Source organism: Escherichia sp. WS1450, assembly GCF_046487395.1.
GTDB lineage: Bacteria > Pseudomonadota > Gammaproteobacteria > Enterobacterales > Enterobacteriaceae > Escherichia > Escherichia coli.
The window spans coordinates 314,677-334,422 of the sequence record NZ_JBJQJO010000001.1 but is presented as its reverse complement, the minus strand read 5'-3'; the positions used below and the strand labels follow the sequence as shown (position 1 = coordinate 334,422).

21 protein-coding genes are annotated in these 19,746 nt (G+C 48.9%); 15 read left to right on the top strand and 6 right to left on the bottom strand.

Going from position 1 to position 19,746, the window contains the following annotated elements:
- Positions 1-44 precede the first annotated feature (44 nt).
- Positions 45-275, bottom strand: coding sequence for a YncJ family protein (locus ACJHYR_RS01600; RefSeq protein WP_072262409.1), 231 nt, complete (start codon positions 273-275; stop codon positions 45-47).
- A 221-nt stretch (positions 276-496) separates the two neighbouring features.
- Between ACJHYR_RS01600 and hicA the strand changes: the two genes are divergently transcribed.
- The 9 genes from hicA (at position 497) to ACJHYR_RS01555 (ending at position 9,245) form a co-directional block, all read left to right on the top strand.
- Entirely contained in the window at positions 497-673 is a 177-nt protein-coding gene (gene hicA, locus ACJHYR_RS01595) for a type II toxin-antitoxin system mRNA interferase toxin HicA (protein ID WP_001314712.1), read from the top strand.
- Between the two features lie 45 nt (positions 674-718).
- The gene (hicB, locus tag ACJHYR_RS01590; RefSeq protein ID WP_077248684.1) at positions 719-1,135 is read left to right on the top strand and encodes a type II toxin-antitoxin system antitoxin HicB; all 417 of its coding nucleotides are present in this window, start codon (positions 719-721) and stop codon (positions 1,133-1,135) included.
- Between the two features lie 78 nt (positions 1,136-1,213).
- Positions 1,214-2,620, top strand: coding sequence for a PLP-dependent aminotransferase family protein (locus tag ACJHYR_RS01585; protein ID WP_000760623.1), 1,407 nt, complete (start codon positions 1,214-1,216; stop codon positions 2,618-2,620).
- Positions 2,621-2,864: 244 nt separating this feature from the next.
- Positions 2,865-4,010 (top strand): putative ABC transporter substrate-binding protein YdcS, encoded by a 1,146-nt coding sequence (gene ydcS, locus ACJHYR_RS01580; RefSeq protein ID WP_000047443.1) that lies wholly within the window; start codon positions 2,865-2,867, stop codon positions 4,008-4,010.
- 17 nt (positions 4,011-4,027) lie between these two features.
- Complete coding sequence (locus tag ACJHYR_RS01575) at positions 4,028-5,041, top strand: ABC transporter ATP-binding protein (protein WP_000220407.1); 1,014 nt, start codon at positions 4,028-4,030, stop codon at positions 5,039-5,041.
- Positions 5,042-5,983: an ABC transporter permease gene (locus tag ACJHYR_RS01570; protein ID WP_001251335.1), complete on the top strand. Its 942-nt coding sequence runs from the start codon at positions 5,042-5,044 to the stop codon at positions 5,981-5,983.
- Positions 5,973-6,767, top strand: a complete 795-nt coding sequence (locus tag ACJHYR_RS01565; protein WP_000555479.1) for an ABC transporter permease — start codon at positions 5,973-5,975, stop codon at positions 6,765-6,767. Before ACJHYR_RS01570 ends, ACJHYR_RS01565 begins: the two co-directional genes overlap by 11 nt.
- Before the next feature lie 21 nt (positions 6,768-6,788).
- Positions 6,789-8,213 carry an aminobutyraldehyde dehydrogenase gene (gene patD / locus ACJHYR_RS01560; protein ID WP_001163915.1) on the top strand — a complete coding sequence of 475 codons (1,425 nt, stop codon included), beginning with the start codon at positions 6,789-6,791 and terminating at the stop codon, positions 8,211-8,213.
- Between the two features lie 222 nt (positions 8,214-8,435).
- On the top strand, positions 8,436-9,245 hold the full coding sequence (locus ACJHYR_RS01555; RefSeq protein ID WP_000867994.1) for a CatB-related O-acetyltransferase: 810 nt from the start codon (positions 8,436-8,438) through the stop codon (positions 9,243-9,245).
- Positions 9,246-9,646: 401 nt separating this feature from the next.
- Here ACJHYR_RS01555 and yncL read toward each other — a convergent pair whose 3' ends face one another.
- Positions 9,647-9,742, bottom strand: coding sequence for a stress response membrane protein YncL (yncL, locus tag ACJHYR_RS01550; protein WP_001303494.1), 96 nt, complete (start codon positions 9,740-9,742; stop codon positions 9,647-9,649).
- 194 nt (positions 9,743-9,936) lie between these two features.
- On the opposite strand from yncL, the gene ortT reads away from it, so the two are divergent.
- The gene (gene ortT, locus ACJHYR_RS01545) at positions 9,937-10,110 is read left to right on the top strand and encodes an orphan toxin OrtT (RefSeq protein WP_000061178.1); all 174 of its coding nucleotides are present in this window, start codon (positions 9,937-9,939) and stop codon (positions 10,108-10,110) included.
- A gap of 85 nt (positions 10,111-10,195) precedes the next feature.
- Positions 10,196-10,429, top strand: coding sequence for a DUF2526 family protein YdcY (gene ydcY / locus ACJHYR_RS01540; protein ID WP_000018633.1), 234 nt, complete (start codon positions 10,196-10,198; stop codon positions 10,427-10,429).
- Here ydcY and ACJHYR_RS01535 read toward each other — a convergent pair whose 3' ends face one another.
- Complete coding sequence (locus tag ACJHYR_RS01535; protein WP_001076520.1) at positions 10,430-10,879, bottom strand: DMT family transporter; 450 nt, start codon at positions 10,877-10,879, stop codon at positions 10,430-10,432.
- Positions 10,876-11,394 (bottom strand): GNAT family N-acetyltransferase, encoded by a 519-nt coding sequence (locus ACJHYR_RS01530; RefSeq protein ID WP_000027563.1) that lies wholly within the window; start codon positions 11,392-11,394, stop codon positions 10,876-10,878. Before ACJHYR_RS01530 ends, ACJHYR_RS01535 begins: the two co-directional genes overlap by 4 nt.
- Before the next feature lie 180 nt (positions 11,395-11,574).
- On the opposite strand from ACJHYR_RS01530, the gene curA reads away from it, so the two are divergent.
- Together curA and mcbR are read left to right on the top strand one after the other, a co-directional pair.
- Positions 11,575-12,612 carry an NADPH-dependent curcumin/dihydrocurcumin reductase gene (curA, locus tag ACJHYR_RS01525; protein ID WP_001314716.1) on the top strand — a complete coding sequence of 346 codons (1,038 nt, stop codon included), beginning with the start codon at positions 11,575-11,577 and terminating at the stop codon, positions 12,610-12,612.
- Between the two features lie 197 nt (positions 12,613-12,809).
- A complete protein-coding gene (gene mcbR, locus ACJHYR_RS01520) occupies positions 12,810-13,475 on the top strand; it encodes a colanic acid/biofilm transcriptional regulator McbR (protein ID WP_001308642.1) in 666 nt (221 codons plus the stop codon).
- Positions 13,476-13,510: 35 nt separating this feature from the next.
- Here mcbR and pqqU read toward each other — a convergent pair whose 3' ends face one another.
- Positions 13,511-15,613 (bottom strand): TonB-dependent receptor PqqU, encoded by a 2,103-nt coding sequence (pqqU, locus tag ACJHYR_RS01515; RefSeq protein ID WP_000689390.1) that lies wholly within the window; start codon positions 15,611-15,613, stop codon positions 13,511-13,513.
- 241 nt (positions 15,614-15,854) lie between these two features.
- On the opposite strand from pqqU, the gene ACJHYR_RS01510 reads away from it, so the two are divergent.
- Positions 15,855-16,916 (top strand): YncE family protein, encoded by a 1,062-nt coding sequence (locus ACJHYR_RS01510; protein WP_000550675.1) that lies wholly within the window; start codon positions 15,855-15,857, stop codon positions 16,914-16,916.
- 112 nt (positions 16,917-17,028) lie between these two features.
- Here ACJHYR_RS01510 and ansP read toward each other — a convergent pair whose 3' ends face one another.
- Positions 17,029-18,528 carry an L-asparagine permease gene (ansP, locus tag ACJHYR_RS01505; protein ID WP_001309490.1) on the bottom strand — a complete coding sequence of 500 codons (1,500 nt, stop codon included), beginning with the start codon at positions 18,526-18,528 and terminating at the stop codon, positions 17,029-17,031.
- A gap of 266 nt (positions 18,529-18,794) precedes the next feature.
- Between ansP and ACJHYR_RS01500 the strand changes: the two genes are divergently transcribed.
- The gene (locus ACJHYR_RS01500) at positions 18,795-19,412 is read left to right on the top strand and encodes a glutathione S-transferase family protein (RefSeq protein WP_000598875.1); all 618 of its coding nucleotides are present in this window, start codon (positions 18,795-18,797) and stop codon (positions 19,410-19,412) included.
- Positions 19,413-19,746: the final 334 nt, after the last annotated feature.

Below are 19,746 nucleotides of genomic sequence, written 5' to 3'. Positions count from 1 at the left end.
TGTTGGCCGGGTAAGGCGTTACGCCGCATCCGGCAATAAATGACTCAACGTTGTCCCGCTTCTGGTTTGCGCGATTTTTGCCAGTAAATATGCTCGCGCAAACCTTCCGCCGACTCTTCCGCCACAGCACGCAATTCATCGCTGTCCGCTTCATGACGCAGTTGATGATCCACATTCTTTACCCACATAAATTCATGTCCTTTGTGCCCTGCCATGAGTTGTCCTGAGAACAGCGCACACGTTAATAAGACAACCGATAACGCCTTCGTAAACATCCCGCCACCTTTTTCTCACCTTTTGCCGCTATGATGCCGATCGTTTCTTGAGGTTATTATTCAGTTTTGCAAATTAGCGCAAAGAAATTCTGGAATCTTCCTTCCTGATTTTGCATTGCATTCTGCCGTTGCGGCGATTAAGTGCTATTTTCGAGAAAATTACACACGGAGGTAAACAATAATGTTTACTTTGTTGATATACTCAGCGGCAGGGAGGCGATGTGAAACAAAGCGAGTTCAGACGTTGGCTCGAATCTCAGGGCGTCAATGTAGCAAATGGCAGCAACCATTTAAAACTCAGGTTTCACGGGAGGCGCAGTGTCATGCCGCGTCACCCCAGCGAAGAGATTAAAGAACCATTACGTAAAGCCATTCTGAAACAACTCGGTTTGAGTTAATCGCCAATTAAAAAGGTTAATGACATGCGAGAGACAGTCGAAATTATGCGTTATCCCGTCACTCTTACACCCGCGCCGGAAGGCGGTTATATGGTTTCTTTTGTGGATATCCCTGAAGCGTTGACGCAGGGCGAAACTGTCGCTGAAGCGATGGAAGCGGCAAAAGATGCTTTACTGACCGCATTTGATTTTTATTTTGAAGATAACGAGCTTATCCCTTTACCTTCGCCATTAAATAGTCACGATCACTTTATTGAAGTGCCTTTGAGCGTCGCCTCTAAGGTATTGCTGTTAAATGCTTTTTTACAGTCAGACATCACTCAGCAAGAATTAGCCAGGCGAATTGGCAAACCTAAACAGGAAATTACTCGCTTATTTAACTTGCACCATGCGACAAAAATCGACGCCGTCCAGCTTGCGGCTAAGGCGCTTGGCAAAGAGTTATCGCTGGTGATGGTTTGATAACAGTTAATGAAAAGTTGTCATTTTTAACAACTGATATAGACTGCCGAATCACCTGCACATAATAACGATTCGATAATGAAAAAATACCAGCAGCTTGCAGAACAATTACGCGAGCAGATTGCGTCGGGTATCTGGCAACCCGGAGATCGTTTGCCTTCGTTGCGTGACCAGGTGGCGCTTTCTGGCATGAGCTTTATGACTGTCAGCCATGCCTATCAGTTGCTCGAAAGTCAGGGATATATTATCGCGCGACCGCAGTCGGGTTATTACGTTGCGCCACAGGCAATAAAAATGCCGAAAGCGCCAGTCATTCCAGTCACACGAGATGAAGCAGTCGATATCAACACCTATATTTTTGATATGTTGCAGGCCAGTCGTGATCCGTCGGTAGTTCCGTTTGCCTCGGCCTTTCCCGACCCGCGACTTTTCCCCCTCCAACAACTAAACCGCTCGCTGGCGCAGGTAAGCAAAACCGCCACGGCGATGAGCGTGATTGAAAACTTACCGCCAGGAAACGCAGAACTGCGTCAGGCTATTGCTCGTCGCTATGCCTTACAGGGCATCACTATTTCTCCTGATGAAATTGTCATTACCGCCGGGGCGTTAGAGGCATTAAACCTCAGTTTACAAGCGGTAACGGAACCAGGCGATTGGGTGATAGTAGAGAATCCTTGTTTCTACGGCGCGTTGCAGGCGCTGGAGCGGTTACGGCTGAAGGCGTTATCAGTGGCGACGGATGTTAAAGAAGGGATCGATCTTCAGGCGCTGGAACTGGCGTTGCAGGAGTATCCGGTGAAAGCGTGCTGGCTGATGACTAATAGCCAGAATCCACTCGGATTTACCTTAACGCCGCAAAAAAAAGCACAACTGGTGGCGTTGCTCAATCAGTACAACGTAACGCTGATTGAAGATGACGTGTACAGCGAACTTTATTTTGGACGGGAAAAACCGCTGCCTGCGAAAGCGTGGGATCGCCACGATGGTGTTTTGCATTGCTCTTCGTTTTCGAAATGTCTGGTGCCTGGTTTTCGTATTGGTTGGGTCGCCGCCGGAAAACATGCACGTAAAATTCAACGATTGCAGTTGATGAGTACGCTTTCCACCAGCTCACCGATGCAGCTTGCGCTGGTGGATTACCTTTCCACGCGCCGATACGACGCCCATCTTCGTCGCCTGCGTCGCCAGCTTGCGGAACGTAAACAACGTGCCTGGCAGGCACTGCTGCGTTATCTGCCTGCGGAAGTGAAAATTCATCATAATGACAGCGGTTATTTTCTCTGGCTGGAACTCCCCGCGCCGTTAGATGCGGGCGAATTAAGCCTGGCGGCACTGACGCATCATATCAGTATTGCGCCGGGTAAAATGTTTTCTACCGGTGAAAACTGGTCACGTTTTTTTCGTTTTAATACCGCGTGGCAGTGGGGAGAACGTGAAGAACAGGCGGTAAAACAATTAGGCAAATTTATTCAAGAACGGCTGTAATAGCGTTTAATTAAATTCCTCTCAGGTTGGGTAATATGAATTTCGAATAGCAGTCATATTTCCTAACTCCTTGTCTATACTCCAGAAGATAACCTTACAGACGGCATAATGCGCGGTAGCTCACAACCTGATTAAATTTTCTCAGGGGCGAAGGTGTGCCTGCAAGCCGCCGTCTATGGTTAAACAAGGAGATATTTTTACGGCACGGCGGCTGAACAATTAATTACGACAGGAGTAAGACCTTATGAGCAAGACATTTGCCCGCAGCAGCCTGTGTGCGCTCACCATGACAATAATCACCGCTCATGCCGCCGAACCGCCTACCAATTTAGATAAACCGGAAGGGCGACTGGATATTATCGCCTGGCCGGGATACATCGAACGCGGACAAACTGATAAACAATACGACTGGGTAACGCAATTCGAAAAAGAGACAGGCTGCGCGGTGAATGTGAAAACCGCCGCGACTTCCGATGAAATGGTCAGTCTGATGACCAAAGGGGGTTACGATCTGGTTACAGCATCCGGCGATGCCTCGCTGCGCCTGATTATGGGCAAACGCGTGCAGCCGATTAATACCGCATTGATTCCCAACTGGAAAACGCTCGATCCGCGCGTGGTTAAAGGCGACTGGTTTAACGTTAGTGGCAAAGTTTATGGCACACCCTACCAATGGGGGCCGAACCTGTTGATGTACAACACTAAAACCTTCCCGACGCCGCCGGATAGCTGGCAAGTGGTCTTTGTTGAGCAGAATCTGCCGGACGGCAAGAGCAATAAAGGCCGCGTACAGGCCTATGATGGCCCTATCTACATTGCGGACGCTGCGTTGTTCGTTAAAGCCACTCAGCCGCAGTTGGGCATCAGCGATCCGTATCAACTCACCGAAGAACAGTACCAGGCGGTGCTGAAAGTGCTGCGCGATCAACACAGTTTGATCCATCGCTACTGGCATGACACGACCGTGCAAATGAGCGATTTCAAAAACGAGGGTGTGGTTGCTTCCAGTGCCTGGCCCTATCAGGCCAACGCCCTGAAAGCCGAAGGCCAGCCTGTCGCTACCGTTTTCCCGAAAGAGGGCGTTACCGGTTGGGCTGACACCACCATGCTACATAGCGAAGCGAAACATCCGGTTTGCGCCTACAAATGGATGAACTGGTCATTAACGCCAAAAGTGCAGGGCGATGTGGCGGCCTGGTTTGGCTCGTTACCAGTAGTGCCGGAAGGGTGTAAAGCCAGTCCGTTATTAGGCGAGAAAGGTTGTGAAACAAACGGTTTTAACTATTTCGATAAAATCGCCTTCTGGAAAACGCCTATAGCAGAAGGGGGCAAGTTTGTTCCCTACAGTCGCTGGACGCAGGATTACATTGCCATTATGGGCGGTCGCTAACTTCGCTGGGGTGTTTTATGACGTACGCAGTGGAGTTTGACAACGTCTCGCGGTTGTACGGTGACGTGCGCGCAGTAGATGGCGTCAGTATTGCGATAAAAGATGGTGAGTTCTTCTCTATGCTGGGGCCGTCCGGCTCCGGCAAAACCACCTGCCTGCGCCTGATTGCTGGCTTCGAACAGCTTTCCGGCGGGGCTATCTCTATCTTTGGTAAACCCGCCAGCAATCTGCCACCGTGGGAGCGGGACGTGAATACCGTCTTTCAGGACTACGCGCTATTTCCGCATATGTCGATTCTTGACAACGTGGCCTATGGGCTGATGGTCAAAGGCGTGAATAAAAAGCAGCGGCATGCGATGGCGCAAGAGGCGCTGGAGAAAGTGGCGTTGGGGTTTGTACAGCAACGTAAACCGTCACAACTTTCTGGTGGTCAGCGCCAACGGGTTGCTATTGCCAGAGCACTGGTGAATGAACCGCGCGTATTGCTGTTGGATGAACCGCTCGGCGCGCTGGATCTCAAATTGCGTGAGCAGATGCAACTTGAGCTGAAAAAGCTGCAACAGTCTCTCGGTATCACTTTTATCTTCGTTACCCACGATCAGGGCGAAGCGTTATCGATGTCCGATCGTGTTGCGGTTTTCAATAATGGACGCATTGAGCAGGTCGATTCCCCGCGTGACCTCTATATGCGCCCGCGCACGCCGTTTGTTGCCGGATTCGTCGGGACATCGAATGTTTTTGATGCACTGATGGCAGACAAACTTTGTGGCATGACGGGAAGCTTCGCCCTGCGACCGGAACATATCCGCTTCAACATCCCCGGCGAAGTGCAGGCCAATGGCACGATCCAGGCGGTGCAATATCAGGGCGCAGCGACTCGTTTTGAACTGAGACTGAACGGTGGTGAAAAACTGCTGGTGAGTCAGGCCAATATGACAGGCGAAGAACTGCCTGCCACGCTCACGCCCGGACAACAAGTGATGGTTTCCTGGTCGCGTGATGTGATGGTGCCGCTGGTTGAGGAGAGGTGAATGGCGATGAACGTATTGCAATCACCTTCACGTCCAGGAGTTGGAAAGATATCCGGCTTTTTCTGGCGAAAACCAGGACTGGGGCTTTTTTTGTTGCTGCTTGGCCCGCTAATGTGGTTTGGCATTGTCTATTTCGGCTCGCTGCTAACGCTGTTATGGCAGGGCTTTTATACTTTTGACGATTTCACCATGTCGGTAACGCCGGAACTGACGCTGGCGAATATCCGTGCGCTGTTTAATCCGGCGAATTACGACATCATTCTCCGCACGCTGATTATGGCTGTGGCAGTCACTATCGCCAGCGCCATTCTGGCTTTTCCAATGGCGTGGTATATGGCGCGCTATACCAGCGGGAAAATGAAAGCGTTTTTTTATATCGCGGTAATGTTGCCGATGTGGGCGAGCTACATTGTTAAAGCCTATGCCTGGACGTTATTGCTGGCGAAAGATGGTGTGGCGCAGTGGTTTTTACAACATCTGGGGCTGGAACCACTGCTGACAGCGTTCCTTACATTACCAGCGGTGGGCGGTAACACGCTGTCAACTTCCGGGCTGGGGCGCTTTCTGGTGTTTCTCTATATCTGGCTGCCGTTCATGATCCTGCCCGTGCAGGCGGCGCTTGAGCGTTTGCCGCCGTCATTGTTGCAGGCGTCGGCTGATCTTGGCGCACGTCCACGGCAAACCTTTCGCTATGTGGTACTGCCGCTGGCAATCCCGGGTATTGCCGCTGGCTCTATCTTTACCTTTTCACTCACACTGGGCGATTTTATCGTCCCGCAGCTGGTTGGCCCTCCAGGATATTTTATCGGCAATATGGTTTATTCCCAGCAGGGAGCGATTGGCAATATGCCGATGGCGGCGGCATTCACCCTGGTGCCGATTGTTCTCATCGCACTGTACCTGGCGTTCGTGAAACGTCTGGGAGCGTTCGATGCACTCTGAACGCGCACCGTTTTTCCTCAAACTGGCGGCCTGGGGCGGCGTGGTTTTCCTACATTTTCCCATTCTGATTATCGCCGCCTATGCGTTTAACACTGAAGATGCGGCGTTTAGTTTTCCACCGCAAGGCCTGACGCTGCGCTGGTTTAGCGTGGCAGCACAGCGCAGTGATATTCTTGAGGCTGTGACACTGTCACTTAAAGTGGCGGTGCTGGCGACATTAATTGCGCTGGTGTTAGGGACGCTGGCCGCTGCCGCGCTGTGGCGACGAGACTTTTTCGGCAAAAACGCCATTTCGCTGTTACTGCTGCTGCCCATTGCGCTGCCGGGTATTGTCACTGGTCTGGCGCTATTAACCGCATTTAAAACCATCGATCTGGAGCCGGGATTTTTCACCATCGTGGTCGGTCATGCGACTTTTTGCGTAGTGGTGGTGTTTAACAATGTCATCGCCCGTTTTCGCCGCACCTCGTGCAGTCTGGTTGAGGCGTCAATGGATCTTGGGGCCAATGGCTGGCAAACCTTCCGCTACGTAGTGTTGCCGAATCTCAGTTCGGCGCTACTGGCAGGAGGAATGCTGGCGTTTGCCTTGTCGTTCGATGAAATCATCGTGACGACCTTTACGGCAGGTCATGAACGAACGTTACCGTTGTGGTTGCTCAATCAGCTTGGGCGACCGCGTGATGTACCGGTAACCAACGTGGTGGCACTGCTGGTTATGTTGGTAACAACCTTGCCGATCCTGGGAGCCTGGTGGCTAACCCGCGAAGGCGACAATGGTCAATAACCACTGATACAGGAATATGCTATGCAACATAAGTTACTGATTAACGGAGAACTGGTTAGCGGCGAAGGGGAGAAACAGCCTGTCTATAATCCGGCAACGGGGGAAGTTTTACTGGAGATTGCCGAGGCATCTGCAGAGCAGGTCGATGCCGCTGTTCGTGCAGCAGATGCAGCATTTGCCGAATGGGGGCAAACCACGCCGAAAGCGCGTGCGGAATGCCTGCTGAAACTGGCGGATGTAATCGAAGAAAATGGTCAAGTTTTTGCCGAACTGGAGTCCCGTAACTGTGGCAAACCGCTGCATAGTGCGTTCAATGATGAAATTCCGGCGATTGTCGATGTCTTTCGCTTTTTCGCCGGAGCAGCTCGCTGCCTGAATGGTCTGGCGGCAGGTGAATATCTTGAAGGTCATACTTCGATGATCCGTCGCGATCCGTTGGGGGTCGTGGCTTCGATCGCACCGTGGAATTATCCGCTGATGATGGCTGCGTGGAAACTGGCTCCGGCGCTGGCGGCAGGGAATTGCGTAGTGCTCAAACCATCAGAAATTACCCCGCTGACAGCGTTGAAGTTGGCAGAGCTGGCGAAAGATATCTTCCCAGCTGGCGTGATTAACGTGCTGTTTGGCAGAGGCAAAACGGTGGGCGATCCGCTGACCGGACATCCCAAAGTACGGATGGTGTCACTGACGGGCTCTATCGCCACTGGGGAACACATCATCAGCCATACCGCGCCGTCCATAAAGCTTACTCATATGGAACTTGGAGGCAAAGCGCCAGTGATAGTTTTTGATGATGCGGATATTGAAGCGGTGGTCGAAGGTGTACGTACTTTTGGCTATTACAATGCCGGACAGGATTGTACTGCGGCTTGTCGGATCTACGCGCAAAAAGGTATTTACGATACGCTGGTGGAAAAACTCGGTGCTGCAGTGGCAACGTTAAAATCTGGTGCGCCGGATGACGAGTCTACGGAGCTTGGACCTTTAAGCTCACTGGCGCATCTCGATCGCGTCAGCAAAGCAGTAGAAGAGGCGAAAGCGACAGGGCACATCAAAGTGATCACTGGCGGTGAAAAGCGCAAGGGTAATGGCTATTACTATGCGCCGACGCTACTGGCTGGCGCATTACAGGACGATGCCATCGTGCAAAAAGAGGTATTTGGTCCGGTAGTGAGTGTTACGCTCTTTGACAATGAAGAACAGGTGGTAAACTGGGCAAATGACAGCCAGTACGGACTTGCATCCTCGGTATGGACGAAAGATGTGGGCAGGGCGCATCGCGTCAGCGCACGGCTACAATATGGTTGTACCTGGGTCAATACCCATTTCATGCTGGTAAGTGAAATGCCGCACGGTGGGCAGAAACTTTCTGGTTACGGCAAGGATATGTCACTTTATGGGCTGGAGGATTACACCGTCGTCCGCCACGTCATGGTTAAACATTAAGTTAAATGTTAGTGGCTGTTATAGGGCGGCCACTATCGTTTTAGGTTCTGAGTGTAATGGTGATTAAGTATCAGAATGATTACATTAATAACTAGCGGAAAAATTAGGCAGTTATTATGATCTAAATGTATGTTGGTGATTTTTCATCCTGTCATAGTTGATTCGCATAAGGCTTTAGAGTATCGTTATTAACCTAATAATTTATAAGTAGAAGTATTAACAATGAAAGTTCAATTGTATAAATTCACGGAAGATAAAAATAAAACCCTTACCTTCAGGTGGACGAAAAAACACTTTGAGTTTTGTATGGATAATAAAATCTTTTTAAATCATAAGGGGAAGAAGTCGTATAAAGAAAGAAATTTATTTCTTTTCTCAAAAGGTGACAAGATAACAATTGAAGATAATGTTATTGCTGAAGAATATTCAACAATGCCTGTAAAAAATTTCTCCAGTGTCGGCGCTTTTTCATTCCCGACCTGTCATTTTACAGGGAATATACATATAGGTCGATTTTGTAGTATTGCATCAAATGTAAAAATAATGGGTGGAAATCATCCTTTGAATCGTTTTACTACTCACATGATGACTTATAACGGTGAATTTGATAAGTTTGCTAAGAGTGAGTTTGAACGTAGCTGGACATTGAAACCATTCATTACCAAACCTGAAAATCCGATTATAGGAAATGATGTCTGGATAGGAAATGATGTTGTACTGAAAGGTGGCATCGCAATAGGTGATGGTGCTGTTATTGCTGCCAATTCCGTTGTTACCAAAGATGTGCCCCCATATGCCATAGTTGCAGGAGTTCCTGCAAAAATAATCAGATTTAGATTTGATTCAAATGTTATTGATGAATTGTTGAGAATAAAGTGGTGGAATTATAATTACTCAGATCTTCCGGATAATAACAAATGTGATGATATAAATTATTTTGTTGAAGAGATGAATCGATTGATATCAAATGGAAATATTCAAGAGATGGACTATAAAAAATTCAATCTTTCTGAGATATTTAGAGACCTATAATTATCTGTTCTGCATGATAAATGGGCAAGATAACCAGTTCGGGGTTTGCAATTTCAATGGGACAGCGTCATCAAGGAGGTTGCAATCATCCTGCCATGCATATACTTTACGCCATCTTTTTATATTTACTTTATTCCCTGAAAGTATAAAGCATTTATAGACTCCCGCGCGTCTAAAGTATTGATGATAGAAAAATGTGAAAACAAGGTTCCCTTTGAATCAGTAAGCTGTCTGTATAGACGACAGGAGGGGGATGTTTTCTACTTATTTCAATGTAGATGTCAGGAAAAAGAAGTAAATATTAAGGATAATGTTGTAAACCTGGAGAGTATGAGATGATCTTGCGTACTGTCAGAGCACTGATTTCTCTGACAGTACGTGCTGCGTGCAAAATCACTACATCAAATAAACCAGCCAAATCTCATAGAGATAAGAGTAAACAAACCAACAGCAGCAAAGACATTTATCAGTACTACAGTTCTACTGGAAACATTCATTTTTGCCACCTTTTATCATTGCCCCTATGTGTATAGTACGGGTTAAGAAAATCCGCAATAATACTCATTCTGAAGATGGATAAGGGCAAGTTGCTGTTTGATGATTTTTTCTCAAACTGGTGAAAAAACTTGATGCACGTCAAAAAATGACGCATATTTGCGCGCGTTTTATTCATCTGGCTGGACGCCCGTACATGTCTCTCTATCAACACATGCTTGTTTTTTATGCGGTTATGGCAGCAATCGCATTTCTTATCACCTGGTTTCTTTCTCACGATAAGAAACGCATCCGTTTCTTAAGCGCCTTTCTGGTGGGGGCAACATGGCCGATGAGTTTCCCGGTGGCGCTGTTGTTTTCACTGTTTTAAATCTTACTCACTGGCTTGACGGCACCACACAGACTTATATCATTTGGATGAATCGATAAATTTCACAAGTGGCTAAGGAGAAAGTATGTCGCATCTGGATGAAGTCATCGCGCGCGTGGATGCCGCGATTGAAGAGAGCGTCATTGCCCATATGAACGAATTATTAATCGCCCTGAGCGATGACGCGGAGTTAAGTCGGGAAGATCGCTATACCCAGCAGCAGCGTTTGCGCACCGCTATTGCTCATCATGGTCGCAAGCATAAAGAAGATATGGAAGCGCGCCACGAACAGTTAACCAAAGGCGGTACCATCCTCTGATTAAAATGAGCGTCTGGCCACCAGCCAGGCGCCAACCACAAGTAAAATTGCGCCACAAATTGGGCCGATCAACGCCCGAAGTGGTACGCCATGGCTGCGGAAGATATCCAGCACCAGACCGCCAATCAGCTGGCTGGCGACCAGTACTGCAATAGTTGTTGCCGCTCCCACATTCTGATATCCGCTGATACTGGCGAAGACAAAAAACGATCCAAGCAAGCCAGGTATAAGTGTCCACCAGCGCACGCTGGACACCAGTTCACCAAACCCCTCCATACCTTGTTTAAACCACAAAATAGAAACGAACAGCACAATTCCTACCAAAGAGTTCAGCAACATGGCGATGAGAATGGTAGAGGAGCTCTGGGTGATGCGCACCATCAGCGTGTTTTGCACCACCAGACCAATTCCGGCGGCAATCAAAAAAGCAAGGGTAAGCGACTGATTCATCCAATCGCGTCCGGTTCAGTGCGCTCGTCGAGTTGCAACTGCATAAATGTCAGATCCAGCCAGCGCCCAAATTTAGTGCCTACCTGCGGCATTTGCGCGGTGACGACAAATCCCAGCGACTGGTGGAGATGCAGCGAAGCCTGATTTTGCGATTCGATCCCCGCGACCATGACATGCTTCCCGCAATCCCGCGCTTCATCAATCAATCGGCTTAACAATTTACGCCCCAGACCTTTGCCCTGATGATCGGGATGGACATAAACCGAATGTTCCACGGTATGGCGAAAACCATCGAAACTACGCCAGTCGCCAAACGAGGCATATCCTGTAACGACGCCATCTTCTTCACTCACCAGCACCGGATAACCTGCTATGGTCCGCGCTTCAAACCAGGCAATGCGGTTATCTGCATCCACCGTTTGGTCATTCCAGATAGCCGCCGTATACAACACGGCGTGGTTATAAATTTCCGCAATGGCAGCACAGTCGGCTTTGCGGGCAAAACGGATGGACATGTCTGGCCTCGATTAAATAATGATGATGACGTTATCAATACTATCGAAAACAGCCCGAAGCAACGGATTCCTCGATGAAATTATTGCGTGTTGCAGAGGGGATGTGACGGCTGCAAACAAAACCAATCCCGTGAGCCTGCTACTATTGATCGATTCATGCCAAAAGCACAGGAGAGCATTATGGGGCAACAAAAACAGCGTAATCGACGTTGGGTTCTGGCCTCGCGTCCGCATGGCGCGCCGGTTCCGGAGAATTTCCGTCTTGAAGAAGATGATATCGCCACACCGGGTGAGGGACAGGTGTTACTGCGCACAGTTTATTTGTCACTGGACCCGTATATGCGTGGACGTATGAGCGATGAGCCATCTTATTCACCGCCGGTTGATATTGGCGGCGTGATGGTCGGCGGCACGGTGAGCCGTGTCGTGGAGTCGAATCATCCTGATTATCAGCCTGGCGACTGGGTGCTGGGCTACAGTGGATGGCAGGACTATGACATATCCAGTGGTGATGATCTGGTGAAACTTGGCGATCATCCGCAAAATCCATCGTGGTCGCTGGGTGTGCTGGGGATGCCAGGCTTTACCGCTTATATGGGGCTGCTGGATATCGGTCAGCCCAAAGAGGGCGAAACGCTGGTGGTAGCTGCGGCGACAGGACCAGTGGGGGCGACGGTGGGTCAAATCGGCAAACTTAAAGGTTGCAGGGTGGTGGGGATAGCCGGTGGCGCGGAAAAATGCCGCCATGCTACCGAGGTGTTAGGCTTTGATGTTTGTCTTGACCATCACGCGGATGATTTTGCCGAACAACTGGCGAAAGCGTGCCCAAAAGGCGTTGATATCTATTATGAAAACGTGGGCGGTAAAGTATTTGATGCGGTGCTACCGTTACTTAATACATCTGCGCGCATTCCCGTCTGCGGCTTAGTGAGCAGCTATAACGCTACAGAGCTACCACCCGGCCCGGATCGTTTACCTCTGCTGATGGCTACGGTGCTGAAAAAACGTATTCGCTTGCAAGGATTTATTATCGCTCAGGATTATGGTCACCGCATCCATGAGTTTCAGAAGGAGATGGGGCAATGGGTGAAAGAGGATAAAATCCACTACCGCGAAGAAATTACTGACGGTTTAGAGAATGCGCCACAGACATTTATCGGCCTGCTGAAGGGTAAAAACTTCGGCAAAGTGGTGATCCGCGTGGCGGGTGATGATTAAAGATACGACGGCGGCGTAAGCCGCCATAAAAATCCAGGCAAAAAGCTTATTTTCAGCTTTAATTAACTAACCACGTCATTGTTCTGCTGCTAATAACAACAAAGGTGAGTGGTTTATGATTATTCACTTTAATACCCCAGGTGAACTCCTTCTGCCATGCAGGCAGGGTTGGACAGAAAACACGCGAAGGAATTAAAATGCCTGGAACGGAAAAAATGAAACATGTCAGTTTGACTCTGCAGGTTGAGAATGACCTGAAACATCAGCTTAGTATTGGCGCACTAAAACCTGGCGCACGCCTGATTACTAAAAATCTGGCGGAGCAATTAGGTATGAGTATTACACCTGTGCGTGAAGCATTATTACGTCTGGTTTCGGTGAATGCGCTTTCTGTCGCACCAGCGCAAGCATTTACAGTTCCGGAAGTGGGGAAACGTCAATTAGACGAAATCAATCGGATCCGCTACGAGCTGGAATTAATGGCAGTTACTCTGGCTGTTGAAAACCTCACCCCGCAAGACCTGGCGGAACTCGAGGAATTGCTCGAGAAATTACAGCAGGCGCAAGAAAAGGGCGACATGGAACAAATCATTAATGCGAACAGGCTATTTCGCTTAGCGATTTATCATCGTTCAAATATGCCCATCCTGTGTGAGATGATTGAGCAACTGTGGGTCAGGATGGGACCTGGTTTACATTATCTCTATGAAGCGATTAATCCAGCGGAATTACGGGAGCGTATAGAAAACTATCGTCTATTACTCGCCGCGTTAAAAGCAAAAGACAAAGAGGGATGCAGACATTGTCTTGCTGAAATTATGCAACAAAATATTGCTATTTTATACCAGCAATACAATCGTTAAAGTAAATGCCCGGCAAATACCGGGCATCAAGGTAATTACTCAAATCGCCATGCAATATTCATGCCGACACCATAATTTCGCCCGGGCGCAGGTTCGTAATATCGCCCGTTTGACTCATTGACAATGACAGAACCAACGTATTCTTTATCGAATAAATTATCGACACGACCAAATAAATCCACAGTTAAATTGTGGTAATTGTATTTATACCCGGTGAATAAGCCGACGAGAGTATAAGACGGCGCTTTGGCCGTATTTTCATCATCTGCCATAATATCGCCCATATAACGCGCTTCCGTACCTGCATACCAGCCATCCTCCGGTACATAACCTATCGACGCAAAGCCCATATTACGGGCGATCCCTGGCATCCGATTACCGTTACAATCCTGTTCATTGCAAACATTGCTGCGATAGGTCGCATCGAGCCAGGTCCAGGACGCTTTTACACGAAAATCTCCCGCGAAACGTTGATCCCATGCCAGCTCAGCGCCTTGACGACGGGTCTTTCCGGCATTTTTGTAAGTCGTACGCCCACCGCTACTGCTATCGACAACAATTTCATCATCGGTGTCGGTCTGGAACAATGCGAGACTAAGCAGCCCATCACCAATACGCGTTTTACTGCCGATCTCAATTGTATCGTTGGTGGATGGTTTTAAACCAAAGTTCATACCGCTTTGACCGTCAGCACGATAAGACAGCTCATTAATCGTCGGCGTTTCAAAACCTCGCCCGGCTGCCAGATAGATATTCCAGGCATCGGTCATTGCATATTTTAACGAACCGGCAGGTAGCCATTTGTGATAACTGGCATCACCGCTGTCATCGCCGTTACCCGGAGTAACGTAATGGTCGTTGGAATCAAACCATACGGAGCTGTAGCGCACGCCAGCATCCAGCGACAGTTTTTCGCTCAGCTGCCACTGTGTCTGCAAATAGGGATCGACGTTCCACATCAGATTGCGTTCGTCACGGCGCAACTCACCTTTTTGCCCGTATTCCGGCACGCCGCTATTCAGGCGGAAGTTATTGTAGCCTTTGCGATTTTCACTCATGTTTTCGTAGTTCAGGCCGGTAGTGAACGTGAGCGGAACGCCCAGCTCGCCACGGTGTGTCCAGCGGCTGTCTATCCCCTGATAATGGCGTTGCAGAGTAATCACGCCGCCCGCATGCGACGGGTTAAGTTGTGGTGCCATCGGGATTGACTGGTACTGGGTCGTTTCTCGCTCCCCGGCATACATCATCACACTCATATCATCTTGTGCGCTCAGGCTACGTTCATAGCGCAACCCAGCCTGAGTTTGCTTGATGGTTTTTCGCGTGTCGTACTGTTCAGCGCGTGGCGCTTGTTGCGGATTCGCCTTCCATTCTGCTTCGGTTAGCCCACCTGGGTCATCTGCTTTGATATCCACACTATTGAAAATCAGGCTTAATTTGCTGGCGTCATCAATGCGTACGCCCAGTTTGGCATTGGCTAAATTTTTCTGTGCGCCACTATGATCACGATAGCCGTGGGTCGTAAAGCGCGTGGTTGAGACGGTGTAATCGACATCGCCAGGCTGAGTGCCGTCGCCCATTGCGCCTGTTGCTTTCAGCCCATAGCGCCAGCTGCCAAAACTGCCGTAGTAACTACTGGCTTCAATGGTTGGTGGCTGTTGTCCGGTCTGGGTGATGACATTCATTACACCGCCAGACGCGTTGCCATACAGAGCAGAGAAGGGGCCGCGCAGCACTTCCACATTTTGTACACTGCTTAAATCGATGTTGGATGTTTGCCCTTGTCCGTCGGGCATGGTGGCGGGAATACCGTCCACATACAGGCGAATACCGCGAATTCCGTAAGTGGAGCGGGAGCCAAATCCGCGAATCGACAGCTGTAAATCTTGCGCATAGTTCTGCCGGTTTTGTACCTGCAAACCAGGCACGCTGGTCAGTGATTCGGACAAGTTAATGCGCGGTGTTGCCAGGCGCATCTCCTCGCCATCCACCACGCTCACGGCTGCTGGGGTATCCAGTTCTGAAACCACCTGCGGCGTGGCACTGACAATCATGGTCTGTTCATCAGCGGCAAAAACAACAGGGGAAAGGACAAGCAGTGCGGGCAAAACGGTCTGTCGGACGGAAAAAATCTTCATGAAAAAAGCCAGGTTAAGAATGGGAAAACGCCGCCATGGTAATAAAATTGTAAATATATGGAAAACGAAACGGCACGATACGTTAAGTAATTGAGAAAATTGTAGTCGTAACGGCAAGAAATGCTCCACATTTGAGAAAATAATGATTACCATTCCCATTTATAACAAGAGCGTAACGATGATTACGCTTAGCGAAGCATTGTGAAGCAGCAAAAATATCGGTTCATCAAAGGGAGTCGTCATGCATTTACGTCATCTGTTTTCATCGCGCCTGCGTGGTTCATTACTGTTAGGTTCATTGCTTGTTGCTTCATCATTCAGTACGCAGGCTGCAGAAGAAATGCTGCGTAAAGCGGTAGGTAAAGGTGCCTACGAAATGGCTTATAGCCAGCAGGAGAACGCGCTGTGGCTCGCCACTTCGCAAAGCCGCAAACTGGATAAAGGCGGCGTGGTTTATCGTCTTGATCCGGTTACTCTGGAAGTGACGCAGGCGATCCATAACGATCTCAAGCCGTTTGGTGCCACCATCAATAACACGACTCAGACGTTGTGGTTTGGTAACACTGTAAACAGCGCGGTCACGGCGATAGATGCCAAAACGGGCGAAGTGAAAGGCCGTCTGGTGCTGGATGATCGTAAGCGCACGGAAGAGGTGCGCCCGCTGCAACCGCGTGAGCTGGTAGCTGATGATGCCACGAACACCGTTTACATCAGTGGTATTGGTAAAGAGAGCGTGATTTGGGTCGTTGATGGCGAGAATATCAAACTGAAAACCGCCATCCAGAACACCGGTAAAATGAGTACCGGTCTGGCGCTGGATAGCAAAGGCAAACGTCTTTACACCACTAACGCTGACGGCGAATTGATTACCATCGACACCGCCGACAATAAAATCCTCAGCCGTAAAAAGCTGCTGGATGACGGCAAAGAGCACTTCTTTATCAACATTAGCCTTGATACCGCCAGGCAGCGTGCATTTATCACCGATTCTAAAGCCGCAGAAGTGTTAGTGGTCGATACCCGTAATGGCAATATTCTGGCGAAGGTTGCGGCACCGGAATCACTGGCTGTGCTGTTTAACCCGGCGCGTAATGAAGCCTACGTAACGCATCGTCAGGCAGGTAAAGTCAGTGTGATTGACGCGAAAAGCTATAAAGTGGTGAAAACGTTCGATACGCCGACTCATCCGAACAGCCTGGCGCTGTCTGCCGATGGCAAAACGCTGTATGTCAGTGTGAAACAAAAATCCACTAAACAGCAGGAAGCTACCCAGCCGGACGATGTGATTCGTATTGCGCTGTAATAGATATGGCGAGGGTGAAAACGGAGAGACTTGCCTGACTTTTATCACGCCGTATCCGGTACCTTCGTCAGTAATTTGAATTTGCCCGGCACGTAGCCGGGCAATTTTGCAATTAACTCGCCGTTTCAGGCTTAAACACAATTTCCTGTTGTTCTTCATCTTCCTCGACGACTGGCGCAGTGCTGTGAATTTCAGCAACGCGTTTGCGCACACCAAACCAGCCTATAACCAGCAGAATACCGATAATCGGCAGCGCCGCGATGGTATAAGTCCCGTTCGGGTAATCGAACGCCATCAGCACCAGGACGCTCAGCAAAAACAGTAATGTCAGCCAGGAAGTGAAGGGCGCGCCAGGCAGTTTAAAACTCACATCCGCGGCTTTGCCTTCTTTAATCGCTTTACGCAGGCGCATCTGGCACACGATGATAAACGCCCATGAGGCGATGATTCCCAGCGACGCGAAGTTCAACACAATCTCAAATACGCGCGACGGCACCAGATAGTTGAGGAATACGCCGACGACATACACAACCAGTGTCGCCAGAATCCCGGCATACGGCACATGCTGACGACTCATTTTCGCCATAAAACTCGGTGCGGAACCGCCCATCGCCATTGAGCGCAGAATACGTCCGGTGCAGTACAGACCTGAGTTCAGGCTGGAGAGGGCAGCGGTCAGCACCACAATGTTCATAATGCTGCCGATATATGGCACACCCAGTTTAGAGAAAAACGTCACGAACGGACTTTGCCCCGCCTGATATGCGCTCCACGGCAATAACATAACCAGCAACACCACGGAGCCGACGTAAAACAGGCCAATACGCCAAATCACACTGTTAATCGCTTTAGGCACCATGGTCTGCGGATCTTTACATTCTCCGGCAGCTGTACCCACCATTTCAATGGAGGCAAAAGCAAACACTACGCCCTGAATCAACACCAGCGCAGGCAGCAAACCGTGGGGGAAGAAGCCGCCATTATCGGTAATTAAATGAAAACCAGTGGTGTTGCCATCCAGCGGCTGACCACTACCGAGGAACACTGTACCCACGACCAAAAAGGTCACAATGGCGAGCACTTTAATAAGCGCAAACCAGAACTCCATCTCGGCAAACCATTTCACACCGATCATATTCATGGTGCCAACGATGGTCAGCGCAGCGAGCGCAAAGACCCACTGCGGCACGCCGCCAAACGCACCCCAGTAATGCATATACAGAGCGACGGCGGTAATATCGACAATCCCCGTCATCGCCCAGTTGATGAAGTACATCCAGCCTGCAACGTAAGCGGCTTTCTCTCCTAAAAACTCACGGGCATAAGAGACAAAACTGCCACTGGAAGGGCGGTGTAGCACCAGCTCACCCAATGCACGCAGAATAAAAAATGAAAACAGGCCGCAGATTAAATAGACCAGTGCCAGTGCTGGCCCCGCCATTTGCAGTCGGGCTCCCGCGCCTAAAAACAAACCCGTACCAATCGCGCCGCCAATGGCGATCATCTGTACCTGGCGATTGCCCATCGCTTTGTGATACCCCTCTTCGTGGGCATTAAGCCAGCGGCGTTTCGCGGCGTGCTGATCTGAAGTGTCGGTGTCGTGTTTACTCATTGCTCTCCCTGATTGCTTTAATGAAAAAGTCATATAAGTTGCCATGAACAATGTTTATTCATCCTGGCGATGATAGTTATCACCATTATTCTTTATGGGTATAAAACTATCGGCGCAGCATCCTACCCGTTATCGATAAACGATGCAAAACATCCCCTTACAATCCTGAAGGGGAATAATACAACTGACGAAAAAATGACAAATCCTTTTGCTGGTTAACCTGTGTACTGTCCTACACTTAATCTTTAAAAGATTGTGAGGGGCATATGATTAAGGTGTATGGCGTACCCGGATGGGGCTCTACAATCAGTGAGCTGATGCTAACACTGGCTGATATTCCTTATCAGTTCGTTGATGTCAGTGGTTTTGACCACGAGGGAACCTCACGCGAGTTATTGAAAACCCTGAACCCGTTGTGTCAGATTCCGACACTGGCGCTGGAAAATGACGAGATTATGACGGAGACAGCGGCGATTGCATTGATGGTTCTCGATCGTCGCCCGGACCTTGCGCCACCGGTTGGGCGCGCCGAACGTCAGCAGTTTCAACGGCTATTGGTCTGGCTGGTTGCTAATGTCTATCCAACATTCACTTTCGCCGATTACCCTGAGCGTTGGGCTCCTGACGCACCCGAACAGTTAAAGAATAATGTTATTGAATATCGTAAATCGCTTTATATCTGGCTGAATTCACAATTGACCGCTGAACCTTATGCCTTTGGCGAGCAACTAACGCTGGTGGACTGTTATCTCTGCACCATGCGCACATGGGGGCCGGGGCATGAATGGTTTCACGATAATGCGCAGAATATCAGCGCGATCGCTGAAGCTGTATGTCAGTTACCGAAATTACAAGAAGTATTAAAAAGGAATGTCATTATTTAACAATAATGACGGAGGTTAATGTTAATGAATCACTGGCGTAATTAACTGGATATCCATTTGTTTGCTATGAATAGTAATTAAAGTTGGTACAACTATTTATATGATTGATGTAATTTCGTTTTTTATATGAAATATCAATTTAATATAATCCGAAAATAAAACATCTTTTCGCATGTAGAGAAACATGTCGATATGATAGTGCAGTGCAGATCATGTCATCAGGGTAGGGCGGTAGCGTATTTAATCAGGGAAAGATTACGCAACGCTGCTTTTTTGTATTGAACGATTCGCATTTTATGTTTAAAAATTGCGATATTCCTTATTTCCTGAAGCT

Coding starts and splice junctions, on each gene's coding strand:
- ACJHYR_RS01570 (WP_001251335.1), top strand. CDS start 5,042: ATGGCGATGAACGTATTGCAATCACCTTCACGTCCAGGAGTTGGAAAG.
- curA (WP_001314716.1), top strand. CDS start 11,575: ATGGGGCAACAAAAACAGCGTAATCGACGTTGGGTTCTGGCCTCGCGT.
- ACJHYR_RS01585 (WP_000760623.1), top strand. CDS start 1,214: ATGAAAAAATACCAGCAGCTTGCAGAACAATTACGCGAGCAGATTGCG.
- ansP (WP_001309490.1), bottom strand. CDS start 18,528: ATGAGTAAACACGACACCGACACTTCAGATCAGCACGCCGCGAAACGC.
- ACJHYR_RS01510 (WP_000550675.1), top strand. CDS start 15,855: ATGCATTTACGTCATCTGTTTTCATCGCGCCTGCGTGGTTCATTACTG.
- patD (WP_001163915.1), top strand. CDS start 6,789: ATGCAACATAAGTTACTGATTAACGGAGAACTGGTTAGCGGCGAAGGG.
- ortT (WP_000061178.1), top strand. CDS start 9,937: ATGTCTCTCTATCAACACATGCTTGTTTTTTATGCGGTTATGGCAGCA.
- ACJHYR_RS01600 (WP_072262409.1), bottom strand. CDS start 275: ATGTTTACGAAGGCGTTATCGGTTGTCTTATTAACGTGTGCGCTGTTC.
- hicB (WP_077248684.1), top strand. CDS start 719: ATGCGTTATCCCGTCACTCTTACACCCGCGCCGGAAGGCGGTTATATG.
- ACJHYR_RS01500 (WP_000598875.1), top strand. CDS start 18,795: ATGATTAAGGTGTATGGCGTACCCGGATGGGGCTCTACAATCAGTGAG.
- mcbR (WP_001308642.1), top strand. CDS start 12,810: ATGCCTGGAACGGAAAAAATGAAACATGTCAGTTTGACTCTGCAGGTT.
- ACJHYR_RS01535 (WP_001076520.1), bottom strand. CDS start 10,879: ATGAATCAGTCGCTTACCCTTGCTTTTTTGATTGCCGCCGGAATTGGT.
- ACJHYR_RS01575 (WP_000220407.1), top strand. CDS start 4,028: ATGACGTACGCAGTGGAGTTTGACAACGTCTCGCGGTTGTACGGTGAC.
- ydcS (WP_000047443.1), top strand. CDS start 2,865: ATGAGCAAGACATTTGCCCGCAGCAGCCTGTGTGCGCTCACCATGACA.
- ACJHYR_RS01530 (WP_000027563.1), bottom strand. CDS start 11,394: ATGTCCATCCGTTTTGCCCGCAAAGCCGACTGTGCTGCCATTGCGGAA.
- pqqU (WP_000689390.1), bottom strand. CDS start 15,613: ATGAAGATTTTTTCCGTCCGACAGACCGTTTTGCCCGCACTGCTTGTC.
- ydcY (WP_000018633.1), top strand. CDS start 10,196: ATGTCGCATCTGGATGAAGTCATCGCGCGCGTGGATGCCGCGATTGAA.
- ACJHYR_RS01565 (WP_000555479.1), top strand. CDS start 5,973: ATGCACTCTGAACGCGCACCGTTTTTCCTCAAACTGGCGGCCTGGGGC.
- yncL (WP_001303494.1), bottom strand. CDS start 9,742: ATGAATGTTTCCAGTAGAACTGTAGTACTGATAAATGTCTTTGCTGCT.
- ACJHYR_RS01555 (WP_000867994.1), top strand. CDS start 8,436: ATGAAAGTTCAATTGTATAAATTCACGGAAGATAAAAATAAAACCCTT.